Raw genomic sequence first — 12,361 nt, 5'->3', positions numbered from 1 at the left:
CGTCCGTCTCCTCACGAAGGCGGACTCTAGCTCAAACTGGCAGAGTTTCAGGGGAGCACGTCAATATCGATGTCCCATCCTCCGATGCGCCAGGCCTAGCAGTTCAGAAATCGCAGGCCAACAGCAACGTGACGTACAGGTTGCCCTCGAACCCGTCAGGCCTAGCAGTTCAGAAATCGCAGGCCAACAGCAACAGCCAGAACGTGCGCTCGCCTACGGTGTGCGGCCTAGCAGTTCAGAAATCGCAGGCCAACAGCAACTTGGGGGTGTTTATCGCACAGGGAGCGCGTGGCCTAGCAGTTCAGAAATCGCAGGCCAACAGCAACCCGCCTCGTCCGCCCCAGATGGCCTTGAAGGGCCTAGCAGTTCAGAAATCGCAGGCCAACAGCAACGTCACGATGGATATTGAGGTGCCCCGTAACGGCCTAGCAGTTCAGAAATCGCAGGCCAACAGCAACGCGCCCGCCGTAGCGATGCAGATATTGTTCGGCCTAGCAGTTCAGAAATCGCAGGCCAACAGCAACGCCCATGTGTTCAACCCGAATAGCGTCCGCGGCCTAGCAGTTCAGAAATCGCAGGCCAACAGCAACACGCGCTCCAACCGGTTGGCACTGTCGATCGGCCTAGCAGTTCAGAAATCGCAGGCCAACAGCAACCTCGCGGCGTCGCGCTCCCTTTTGACACTGGGCCTAGCAGTTCAGAAATCGCAGGCCAACAGCAACGAACGGGTGGGTGCATTGGCGCGACTTCACGGCCTAGCAGTTCAGAAATCGCAGGCCAACAGCAACCGCCGTCCATGTCTACCCGCCGGTTCGCAACCAAGCCCGACGGCGGCCGTTCCCGGCAACACCCCGCCTATACCGCCACATCGGCCTTGATCGCGGCATGGGGCACATAGCCCTGCACCTCGAAATCGCTGATGCGATAGCCATCGATATCGTCGGGCTTGCGGATGAGCTGCATGGTCGGAAATGGGCGTGGCTGCCGTCCCACCTGTTCGCGGGCCTGTGGCAGGTGGTTGGCGTACAGGTGAACGTCTCCCCCGACCCAGATCAGTTCCCCCGGACGAAGGCCCGCCTGCTGGGCGAGCATCAGTTGGAGCGCGGCCGCGCCCACGAAATTGAAGGCTTTTCCGGTGTGCGGTAAACCAGCCTCAATCGCTACGGTAGCCACGTTTTTCTCCTCTGACGCTAGTGCGCCATATACCGACAGAGGTCGATATCGGTAATCCATAGGAGGGGCCCGCGGGCATCGCCGCGCGCAGCCCAGAGCGCTGGCGGTGGTGCCCGCGGGAGGTGCCTGTGGAGTACCGGTATCGGTCGTGCCCAACATCCCACTTTCACGCCCGCTGCGTTAGCAGCGGGCCCGGTCGACTTCCAGACGCCAGCTGGCTTGCTCGAACCTACCTTCGCTCGGCGAGGAGCCGGTAACGTGAATAAGACGTGCTTACGGTCGCTCCAGGAACAATCTGCTGGAGAGGAGTCCTGAGCGGTGAAGTTATGACACCTGTACCGTCGGCGAAACGCTGGCGGCTATCCCCGTAGATTCGACCGACAATCCGAACCTCCTGCTTGGCCGGCTCGAATGGCGCGGTATCAATAAGCACTCGCCATTCATCGAGCTCCGCGTCGAAGGATGATGATACCATGCTGCCTCAACTTTACTTTTAGAGGATGCGGATCGCCAGTTGCTAGTCCTACGGCTTGCTCGGTCCGATCTGGATGTTGGCTTGATTTGCTACGCAGTGAGAGCGAGCTCGTCAGCGATCCGCCGCAGCGCTAAAACCGCTTCGTTAGTTCTCGACTCCGCGATCATCCGTGAAGCGCGATGAAGCTCGGCGTGCTGCGACAAGCGACGAGCGAGCGTTCCTACATGCGCTTCGAGCTGGCGGCGCTTCGCTTTTAGCTTCGCCACCGCGTTCGCGTCAGACTTCTCGATCCGTCTCCTGAGCACATAATTCAGGTAAGGGCGCAGAGACTCTGGGCTCATATGCCCCATGCGCTCGGCCGCGATCGTGAGAATGGTTTCGATCCAACTCGTCTCCGAGCCGATCATCTCACCGCTGAATACCGCTTCAACGAGCGTTTCGACGACCTCTACGGCTTTTCGCGCCCGTAACCGGTGTATGTTCGCGTTCTTAATGCCCGCTCCCTCGAAGGCTTTTGCACCGATGGATGTCACACTGTCGCGATGCAAGACAAGACCGGTGCGAGTTGAGATGAATACCTCATCCGGTTCGCGATAATCAAAAATCTTAGCCCTACAGGCATTGACGATCTCTGCTCTGCCGACTTCGATAAAATCGATTGTTCGGATGATTAGGTCTGGCGATGCGTAGAGGGGTTTCATTTTGCCGCCTTTGCGCTTGAGCTCGATACACAATTCCTCTCCTCGCTCAACCAATTGCTCGAGTTGCTCCGGGGTCGGCATGTGCGACTTGCGGATTTGTAGCATCTCCGCGCGGCGCGTACCGACCTCCTCCGCCCAAGAGAACATCAGCGCGTCCCGCTCACCTAAAGGTTGCTCGGCAACGAGTTCGTGGGCGCGGCGTGTCTCTTCCTCGGATGGCGTGTGGCGAAGGCGAGAACTCTGGTTTCCACCAGCAAGCCTAAGCTTCGTCGACCAACTCGCGAACACTCGTCCATGTCGCGTCTTCCGGAAGGTTCGTTTGGCAGTTATGGCGAAGCCGTGTTCTCTTACATGGGTAGGCATTTCATCGTCGGCGTAAATGCCGACGTGATAGCGAATTCGCCTCGTTTCTTCCGCCCAGCGATAGAAATTAAAGATCACATCCATGGAAGTATTCACCCTAGGGATCGCCACTCCTCGGCCGCGATGAAGTTCTCCTCGCCATATTAGTAAAAAGTCATCATCGACTGTCTTCCAGTTTCTCTTCCTCGCGCGGCAAAGACGCAGAAAGGGCCGGAGGATATTCGCGTATTCTTCTACGCTGCTGGTGGCCAGTCCATCGCGGACCACAAGGTCGCGAAACCAGTCTGAAGCGTCCTCATCGATGCCGTCTTTCCAAACGATAGTAGGGATTCCGGCGTAGGACCGTCCTTTGATAACGCAGGTCGCGTCGGTGAGGACGATCAGTCCGGTCGCAATGTCCGGCTCAGGCATATGAGGAGGCGCCCGCTGATGTGTGAGCCGCGAGGAGGACGTCCAGCGCAACGCGCCTTCGATCGACCTTCGGCTTGGATCTAACGATACGGCAGTATTGGTCCGGCTCTCCAACAAGCACGACCTGGCGCCTTCCACGAGTAATCGCCGTGTAGAGCCAGCTTCGATCCATATCGTCGTCGAGGATGATGATGACGCGGTCGAAGTCGGATCCTTGAGCCCGATGGCAAGTCAGAGCGTAGCCCCGCGAACAGCTTGCCAAATGTCGATGTTGCAAAAGGCGTGTCGTTCCATCGACTTCCACCAACACTAACGGCAGAGCGCCGTGACCGGCGCCACGCGCCTCGTGCTCTCGGCGGCTTTGATCGATCTCTTCTTTCGTCGCCAAGCGAAGGATACGGCCGAGACTACCGTTCATCAGGTCCACATCCCAGTGGTTCATATCGCAGACGAACCGATCGCCCAAGCAGAACCCGGTGTCTCCCGCTTCATCCTTCACAACGTCCCGCGCACCGAAAAAGGTCTCGTGGATTGCGGTATTGATGCTCAGGGCATTGCCGAGCCCGGTGCGACGACGAGGAGCAATGACGCAGAGGTCACTTTGATCGTCGGTTCCTCCGAGAACGGCGAAAGCCAAACAGGTGGCTTTGACTGCATCTCCCCCGGGAGGCATCATAAAGACGCCATCTGCGGGTCCGTCGAAGACCGGCGGATGATCGATCTCTGCCATCCGAACAGCGCTGGCGACGTCCCGGATCGAGTTGCCCTCCTCCTGTCGCCAAATCCGGTCGAGGACCGTGATTGGAAACTCCTCGCGCGCGTTCAAAAGATGAAGGATCTTTCCGCCTCCTATCGGCGGCAACTGGAAGTCGTCTCCGACGAGCACGAGGTTTGCTCGCCCCTTCAGACGTCTGAGAACGGCATAGAAGCTCGGCACGTCTAACATCGAAGCCTCATCGATGATGACATGAGTGGCCTGCGCTATGCGACTCTGTTCCACAGTGTGCAGAAAACCGGCGATGGTTAGGGCGTCTCTCCCGGTCGCCTCACGCATCCTCTTGGCTGCTCGCCCGGCGAGCGCCATCTGGAGGACGGCGTCCTTTCGGCCCTGAATCTGTTCAACGGCGTGATGAAGGGCAGCGAGACATGCTGTCTTACCGGTTCCGGCTCCGCCGATCACGATGGACAATGGCAACTCAATAGCGCTGCGGACCGCCGCGCGCTGCTTCTCCGCCAGCTTGAACGCCCTGCTTCCCTGTCGTTCAAACGACTTGATGGCAGCGTCGCATTCGAGTTCGAATCTTGGCTGTACGTCTGTGCACCGCGCGCGAATATCTGTGGCAATCGCCCGTTCCATGACATGGACACCGCGCAGCTGGAACAGATCTTTGCTGGTCTGGACGAAACCACCGTCTGTGAACACCTGTCGCAGCGCACGTTCCGTTTGCTCGTGTGTAGCACCGAGCAAGTGTCTGACCCCCGACTTAAGCGACCGCGCTGTCGAGGCCGTATCCCCTCGACGGTAATCGTTCATGAGAACCTCGACGGCGGCGCCGTGCAGTCGGCGACGGTCATCAAGCCCGACTTCTAACCCCGAACGAGCGATTTCGTCGACGTCCTTCCACGGTACCCCGAAGACCAGCAGCCGGTAAGGGTCCGAGGTTAGGCTGGACACCGCCAAGTCCTGGTTCGCGTACGCACTCAGCATCGAGTCGCTAAGCCTTCGCGGCAGCCCCCGCTCGTCGAGCCACTCGATCAAGCGGTCCTGACCCGATGCCGCCCAACCCTCGATGATTACGCGGGCCCGCTGCGCGCCCAAACCGGGTACCGCTGAAGCAAGAACGCTAAAGTCGCCCTTCGGCAGGATGTCGAATAGTTGGTCACCCACGGCTCGCCAGACGGCTTCAGCCGTTCTGCGGCCGATCCCTTTAAAATTTGGGCTGGCCGACACGAAGTCGATCCAGTTGGCGCCACGGGGCCGAACTTCGAACCATTCGAGGACCTCGATCTGTAGTTCTTCTGCCCATGTAAGTCGATTGCTCCAAGATACTTCTCGCCCGCGGGCGCGCAATGTCTGGGATACATGGAATGGACGATAGTTCTGGTAGAGCCTCCCCGGTACGCGAAGTATCAGGCGCTCGCTGACACTGCCGCCTCGAGCGATGGCGACGACGACCAGCACAGCTCCAAGTCCAGCCTTTTGGAACCGAACGGCGTCAACACGGTACGTGACGAGTTGGCCTGCCTGGGTCACCATGGCAATCGACCGTGCCCAGGCAGCTCCAGTTCCGCCCAACCAGCTTCTCGCAACTGTCGTCGTAGATCGACGTTCTCAGCCTGTTGTACGTCGAGCTGACGTCTCAGGTCATTGATTAGGGCCATCGCCTGACGGAGCTCGGGTATTTGATCGCCAGGACTCGGGCGAGGCGACGAACAGATTGATGGCGCACCCCTCGCCAGTTTGACGTCGGTGTCAGCGAGTAACTTTTTTATGTCCGGGTTTTGGGTTGTGACAGCTGGGCCGGACCCAATCCTCTCGACGAGGTACGCTCGACGGAAGCGACCTCCAAAAACCGCTTTGGTCCGCTCGGCGGGGTCCACAAGTGCCTTGGTGACGACCTGCTTGGCGCGCTCGTAATATACCCGAGCTTTGTCAGAGTTCGACAGTCCAGTAAGGTCGTCCGCCCAGATGCTCTCGAGTTGTTCGAATCTCATTCAACAGCCCTCAGTCCCCTATGAGAAGCAAGTTGTCGCCTCAGGTCGGCGATGAGGACGTCCCTTTCGGCATTCTCCTGGAGCAGTTGAATGCTCCGGCCCTCAGCGGCATTCGCACGTGCCTGCTCCGCCAGCCGCTGGTCTCTTTCGGAATGCCACTGAGAGACGGCAGCCGTAATGTGCAGGTCAGAGATCGTGCGATCGATCATCTTGGTGGATGAAGTATTGGCTCTCTGACCGCGTCCTTGCTTCTTATGCCCTGGTGGGAGCCCATAGCGTTTGAGAGCCATTTTGCGGAGTTTGTCGAAGGCCTCGATGCGCGGCCCATGAGTCTTGTTGGTGGTCACGAAGTCGCCCGCTGAACCGATCGGGGTTATGCCGAGCTCGGCATCATCCCATTCACGAGCCTTGTTGAGGCTTGAGGGAATCGTCTTCCCCGGCGGGACGCCGTGTTGAAGCCATTGGCTGAGCAACTCGATGCGGCGCTCGATCCGTTCCGCCACGGAGGGCACCTTCGCACGAGAGACGACCCTGACAAGATCGGCGACACCCCAGTCGTCCATGCTCATGCGGATAACCCTTTTGCATCAAGAGAGCGGGCGTTCTCGTAGATTTGCTCGTATCGCCGAAGTTCGACGACCCGCGCCTGTTCAAGGGCCCCAAACATCGTACCGGCACGCGAGCCGCTCTCGACCGCTCCTTCTAATTGCTCCACTTCGACCGCCACGAATGACGAACGGCTGCCCTCGATTAGAGCATGCGGGCACACAGGGCAGACGGAAGGACCGGCGCGGGCGAAGTCGGGGCCGATTATGTCCGGCGCGGCGGTCGTTCCCCGCCGGCACGCCGCCGTCCTCGCTGCATCCGGAGTTCTTGGGCAGGAGCAGGTTACCCATGGCTTTGGCGTGAGCACCATTCCCTGGCGCTGCATGACCATGGCGACGGCGGCACCGACTCGATGAGGAGTGACCACCTGGAGCCTCCTCTTGAAGAGATCGGTTAAGCGCTTCGCCATTCGTTTAAGCCGCTCGCCGGCCGACCCTGCTACCGAGCGCTCGCCAGTCGCGATCGTCCTCGCGACATGCGAGTTGTAGCCCCATTCTACGTCGGTCCACAGGGCAGCGACCTCCGGATCTCGCGTCGTGTATCCCCGAGTGACGTTCAGATCGAAGTGGCGGAGATGATGTGCGAGTGCTTCGATGCTCGCCCCTTCGAAGCGATAGAAGTATAGGATGGCAAAGAAGCGTCGGAACTGGTGCGGGTGCCAGTGCCACGCAGCAGCCGGTCCATTCTGCGGCTGGTGCGGAGGCACTGCAACAATCCCGGCAAACGCATCCAGGTGTCGCCCGACATCTATGCGGACGACCTCCCCGTCCGGACGCAACCACTGAAACAATCCGTCCGAGCCCGTTCGCTCGCGCGCCGAGCGGCTCATCGCCTGGAGGAGTTCGATTGCACGAGCGACCAAGCTCGGCACCGGTATCCATTCCTTCCGCTGCAACGTTTTCTCGATGTAGACATGCAGCCACCAGCCGGTCTCGGCATCGCCGCGAATGCAACCGACCTGGAGATCATCGATCTCCTCGTCTCGACGGGCTGAGAATGCTGCGATCACTATCCAACAGGCGGTCGCCAGGGGAAGGACATCCTCGCGATAAGCGATGTCAAAATCGGGCACCTTAGCCGGATCAAAGATCCATCGGGCGGCGTGCTCGAGAAGATGAAGTGCGAGCTTAGGTGGCGGTATCGGTGTTCGCTCCGTTCCGACGCCTTTGACGGCGGCGACCTTCGCAGCGCCTTTCGGGAAGGGTTTGAACGCGATGGCGTCGATCTTCTCGGCTTTAAGCCGGAGTCGCATGGCATACAGTTGTTCGAGCGGATCCAACCAACGTTGCACCGCTTGAACCGACTGGTTCGTTTGCGGCGGCAACTCAGGCGCCTCTGCCTTTCCGCTAGGCGTCCTCAGTCCGTTGGCCACGGCACCTCGGCCGATAGCCGCGGCCACTCGCGGAATTCCCTTGACCGCAGATGGTAGGCAGAGCTGTCTAGTCAGCGCACTGCTGTCGATCATGCAGGTGCGCCAGCCAGTGGTGGCGTTCCTATACTCGGGTACGCCATTGAAGCGCTCGGACGACGATTGTGCGTCTGCAGCAATTTGGTAGAAGTATTCCTGAACCCGGTCCGAGGCTCGCGTAACTGCATCGGTACCGTATCGGCATTCCTCCACGAGCGTTTCGATCTCGTACGGCTGCAGATGGCGGAACGACCATATTCCACGGATGGTCAGAGCGTGAGCCAGATACATCAAGTTCCCAACCATTGCCTTGTGGGTCACAGCGTCATCGATGCGGCTGTATCGAGGATCCCGGACCCAAAATGCGTACTCCTTCACCGTGGCATACAGGCTGGCGGCATCAACAAGGGACGTTCCGTTCGCCAGCATGAACCTGAAGTCGATCGTGGCTGTTCGGCCAGAGTCCCGAGTGTTGGAAACTCGCCAGGACGGAGCCTCATAGTCGTCGTGAAGCCAGCTTGCCGTTCGCCGGTCAGCCAGCGTCGAGGATTCCGTCGAGGGCGGGAAAGCATCTGCGATGTTGATATGGGTCATGTCCTCACCACGGGCGGGGCGGAACGAAGTTCGGATCGGAAAGGATCTCATCCGCCCGCCGACATGCCTGCCTCCAGATCTTGGCCAGTGGACCGCGTGACAACTTCGTCTCGACGACGTCGGTCAGGCAGAGCCAGGGGAGCCAGACTTCGCTCCAACGCTCGGGCCGATCTCGCTCCCAATCGCCTTGGATCTCTCGAAGGGACCGCTGCCAGATCTGCATGGCAGCGATGGCCTCGACCTCGGCCACGATCAGAAGGTTGGGGCAGTCGTTCCAGCAATCGATCTTGGAACAGCTCGCCTCCTGCTCTCCGGGGCGGCCGCGGGAATTCTTGCAGAAGGTGCCGAGGCCGGTGGAGCGAAGGTTAGTCAGGCGTTCGGCGAACTTCTCGGGCGTGATCCCGAGTTTCGAAGCGGCGTCCTCGATCCCGGACATGATCAACGTTTCGAAGGCATTCAGGAAGCGCGCGATATTCTGGTCGTAAAGCAGCTTCGTGGGCCACTTCACTTGGTATCCCTGCGTGACGCCGAGGCCATGTTGGCCGATGGCCATGCCCACCATAAGTCGCCCATCGTTGCTTAAGGCGGCGTGAAGGAGGACACTCGGCCTGATCATGCTCGGCACGAGGCGGATGTGCGCCAGCGTGGGCTCGAGCGCGACGAGACGCTTAAACCAGTGGGTATACCAATGCGGCGTCATCAACTGGACGCGATCGCCTATCCTCTGCAGAAAGAGCCGATCTCGGTCATTGTCGGCGTGAACCGTCAGGCAGGCGCTGACCGATGTAAACCAATCTATTGCGCGCACCGCCGATGATTCCTCGGGAATGTCGACGATGATCGGCTTGCCGTCCGCCCTGGCCTTGTGACCGGTGATGCGGCGATGTCCCTCTAGATCGCTCTTTTCGGAGCATTCTCGGTCGAGCGTTCGTCCTACGCTGATGTTGGCGCCACTCTCGATCATGTAAAGCGTCAGGACCGCGCCAGAAGCGTCCGGGACAGGAAGCAACATCGGCGCGATCGTTCTCGTCCCACCGTATTCCAAGTAGCGCTTTGGGAAAAATTGACCGTACCCCTCAACGGGTGGCTTGTTCCCCGGTGGTAGACCATCGCAACGTTGCCGTATCAGGCTGAGCAGGTTGGCTGTGCCTTTGATGGCAGCGTCTTGCGACATGTTGCCGGGATCGGGGAAGAAGTGTCGCACGAGCTTACGCTGTTGGAAGCGATCCGCACGGGCATTAAGGTACGCACGCTCAAACTCGGCCCCGTCGATGCTGGCCATCTCCAGTAGTTCTCGTCCACGCTCGTAGGCATTGATGTTCTCAGCTACGATGCGCTCGGCAGCGGTCCGCAAAGTGCTGAGACGGCGCTCGAGAATATGTCGTATGGCTTCGACCGGAGTGGCAGGCAGGTCCGACGAGTGTCGAAGCTCGGCGGCGATGCCGTTTAAAAAATCCTCGGAGTCTCCCTCTGAAATCTCGACTTTCGAAGACTGGCATGCCGCCAGGAACCGTTCACGAGCGAACGCCACGTAGTCGGGCCCGCCTTCGGCATCGATCGCCCCCGCCTCAGCAACGCTCAGCCGATGACCAGCCATTCGGCGAGCATGTTTGACGCCCGGCAACGGGATGGGCGTGCCAGGGATCACCTGCCCTGAGGTCAAGAGCTCGAGCATGGTCCTGAGGGCAGCTATGCGCCCATCCACGGAGCTCTCGGTCAACGTTCCGGTCGAGATCTTGGCAATCAGATGGTCGCGGTACGCGAATAGCGCCTCTGCCCACCGTGCCGCCGACAATATCCGCCCGCGCTTCGCCGCTTCCGCGACTACCTCCCGACAATCAGGTTGCCCGCTTCGCCCGATCCATTCAAAGGCGTGCCAGAACTCCAGGTACGGCCTTTTGGGGTCCGCCAAGCCAGCAGCGGTCTGTTTAAACCGGCGGCCGATGCGCTCGAGCAGGTCTCGGGACCAGAGCGCAGACAAGTTGCTGAAGGCGTACACGCGCCCTTTTACGAAGGGGTCGATGCGGCTTGCTTCAACTTCGCGAGTGACGAGAGCCTGCCGCGCTGCCAATGCAGTTCCGAACGGCCGGCCGTTCAGGCGATGCACCGGAACACCGCAGACACCCGAAAGCCACGTCTTGCTGATCGTCATGCGATCCTTGTTGAGCGTCACCTGCCCAGCCAAGACCGCCTCGATCTGGGCGAGTGTTTCCCGATCAGCAGCCTCTATGTATCCTTCCGCCGCCGCTCGGCGGTCCAGTCGCTCAAACAGCTTCCGTAACTCCGGGTGTCTGGTGAGAAAGGTACCACCTTTGAGCTCGAAGTGTTGTTGAAACGTGGTTCGGTCGATCTTGCCATCTCGGATCTTCAGTTCGCCGGCATCGTAGGCTCGGTTCAGCCAGAGACTCATTTCTTCAATACGTCGAACGGGCCCGGTCGCAACGCCGAGACGTTGTTCGTATTCGGCAAGAACGTCTCGGTACCAAGACAAGGCGGATTGGTTCACGCCAAGAAGCTTCGCGTAGTGGGACCTACTTATCTTTCCGCTTCGGATCGCGACAACTCGATCTCCGTCGGCATCCAATAAAACGCGAAGTCGACTGCCCAAATCTATACCTGACACTGATCGCCTCCGCGCCGTTGTGCGCTGGAGCGTTGATTACGCTCCATGATCATACTTATGCGAGCTTCGAGCCAATTCCGCTCGACTGGTCTCTCTATTCAGTCGGCGATGGGAGACGAGCCTTCAGTCGACGCGGCCTGATCTTGGCGGGAGGCGCGTTCCTGCGGCGATCCGTGATCATGGATCTGACACATCGACTGCGAGGGGCGGAACTCGCACCGGATCGGAGGGTGAGGAGAGCGAGCGGAGCAAGTTGTGTCGCTCGTCAGAAGGGAACGCTCAACGCGTACTGCGTGTACCGGCGAGCCGATCGCCATTGCGCGCCTGGCTTCCGCGTAATCCCGGAAGCCTCCGAGGCGCGACGCTTGATCAAATGCCTCGTAGAGCGGAATGCCAACGAAGGTACTGAGGGCCTTAGCAAGGCGCTTCAGTTTAGCTTGGTCACTTGCCTTTTCATCAGACATACGGGTCTCCAGCCAATCGCAGTATCGCCCGCCCGACACGTCAGGAGCTGAGACTCGAGCCCGAAGGCCCAAACCAAGTTAGCCATTAGCAGTGCCATTACAGCTTTACCCTGGCGGGTGGCTGGCCCCTGCTTGAGGACCGCAGAGTTTTATAGCAGCGGCCCGAAGTTCCGCAATGTCCCAAGATGGGATTTTTGCGTAACAGGCATGTCGGTAGGTTCACCTCGCCTCCCGGTCGTAAGAACGACTACGACAACGTGCATATGAGGGACCGCGTGCTGTCTATCTTCGACGAGAAGCGCCACGACGAGGAACGACATGAGTGCGGCCCCTCGCGCAAGCGCCGCTACGGCGCGCCATCACGCGCGGCGTAGGGCCGCCGGAGCACGCCAGCCCGGCGGAGATCGTCACTCACGTTGAGAAGGGAGTTCTGACCGTCGGGTACATAAGGACATACACGCCGCGGTGACGTCTACGGGGCATCGAAGTGAAGAAGGATTGACCCATTTGGCCCGCCCACGAGAGAGGGGCAGGGTTGTCAGACTCTTCGCTGAGCTATTGCCGGCAGAAGTGGTGTGGTCCGGATTTGGTGGAAAACGGTCCGGCCGCTTTCGGGCGGCATACGCCGTAACTGGCCCTTCGTTCATCCAGAGCGCTACGGCAGTTAGGCACCCGATTTTCAGCATTTCGGGCGCAGCGAAGATCGCTCGGGACCTACCTCTCGCGCCGTCAACGGAGATCAGATCCTTGGTAAAGCTGAGGTCGTAAGTTCAGGCTTTACCGGAAGCGCTATTCTTCAATGACTTAGATGGTCGCCACCGGGCCCAG

General features: G+C 59.7%; 6 protein-coding genes and 1 CRISPR repeat array. All 6 genes read right to left on the bottom strand.

The annotated features are described in order from the left end of the window. Positions 1 to 92: 92 nt before the first annotated feature. Positions 93 to 788: a CRISPR direct-repeat array (repeat unit 36 nt; unit sequence GGCCTAGCAGTTCAGAAATCGCAGGCCAACAGCAAC). 67 nt (positions 789 to 855) lie between these two features. Continuing rightward, a complete protein-coding gene (locus tag ASG29_RS16375; RefSeq protein WP_235532811.1) occupies positions 856 to 1,173 on the bottom strand; it encodes a thymidylate synthase in 318 nt (105 codons plus the stop codon). Positions 1,174 to 1,737: 564 nt separating this feature from the next. Beyond that, the gene (locus tag ASG29_RS16665) at positions 1,738 to 3,123 is read right to left on the bottom strand and encodes a hypothetical protein (protein ID WP_156457930.1); all 1,386 of its coding nucleotides are present in this window, start codon (positions 3,121 to 3,123) and stop codon (positions 1,738 to 1,740) included. Continuing rightward, positions 3,116 to 5,305, bottom strand: a complete 2,190-nt coding sequence (locus tag ASG29_RS07095; protein ID WP_162242950.1) for an AAA family ATPase — start codon at positions 5,303 to 5,305, stop codon at positions 3,116 to 3,118. Before ASG29_RS07095 ends, ASG29_RS16665 begins: the two co-directional genes overlap by 8 nt. A gap of 529 nt (positions 5,306 to 5,834) precedes the next feature. Further along, the gene (locus ASG29_RS07090; RefSeq protein ID WP_156457929.1) at positions 5,835 to 6,407 is read right to left on the bottom strand and encodes a hypothetical protein; all 573 of its coding nucleotides are present in this window, start codon (positions 6,405 to 6,407) and stop codon (positions 5,835 to 5,837) included. Then, positions 6,404 to 8,446: a site-specific integrase gene (locus tag ASG29_RS07085; protein ID WP_156457928.1), complete on the bottom strand. Its 2,043-nt coding sequence runs from the start codon at positions 8,444 to 8,446 to the stop codon at positions 6,404 to 6,406. The genes ASG29_RS07090 and ASG29_RS07085 overlap by 4 nt, the downstream gene beginning before the upstream one ends. A 4-nt stretch (positions 8,447 to 8,450) precedes the next feature. Further along, positions 8,451 to 10,952, bottom strand: a complete 2,502-nt coding sequence (locus tag ASG29_RS07080) for a hypothetical protein (protein ID WP_156457927.1) — start codon at positions 10,950 to 10,952, stop codon at positions 8,451 to 8,453. Positions 10,953 to 12,361 lie beyond the last annotated feature (1,409 nt).

It is taken from the genome of Sphingomonas sp. Leaf412, assembly GCF_001425405.1.
Taxonomy (GTDB): domain Bacteria; phylum Pseudomonadota; class Alphaproteobacteria; order Sphingomonadales; family Sphingomonadaceae; genus Sphingomonas.
Note: the sequence above shows the minus strand (reverse complement) of the source record. Positions and strands in the feature narration are given on the sequence as shown.

Excerpts from the sequence above, each read along its gene's own strand:
- ASG29_RS16665 (WP_156457930.1), bottom strand. The coding sequence starts at position 3,123 with ATGCCTGAGCCGGACATTGCGACCGGACTGATCGTCCTCACCGACGCG.
- ASG29_RS07085 (WP_156457928.1), bottom strand. The coding sequence starts at position 8,446 with ATGACCCATATCAACATCGCAGATGCTTTCCCGCCCTCGACGGAATCC.
- ASG29_RS07090 (WP_156457929.1), bottom strand. The coding sequence starts at position 6,407 with ATGAGCATGGACGACTGGGGTGTCGCCGATCTTGTCAGGGTCGTCTCT.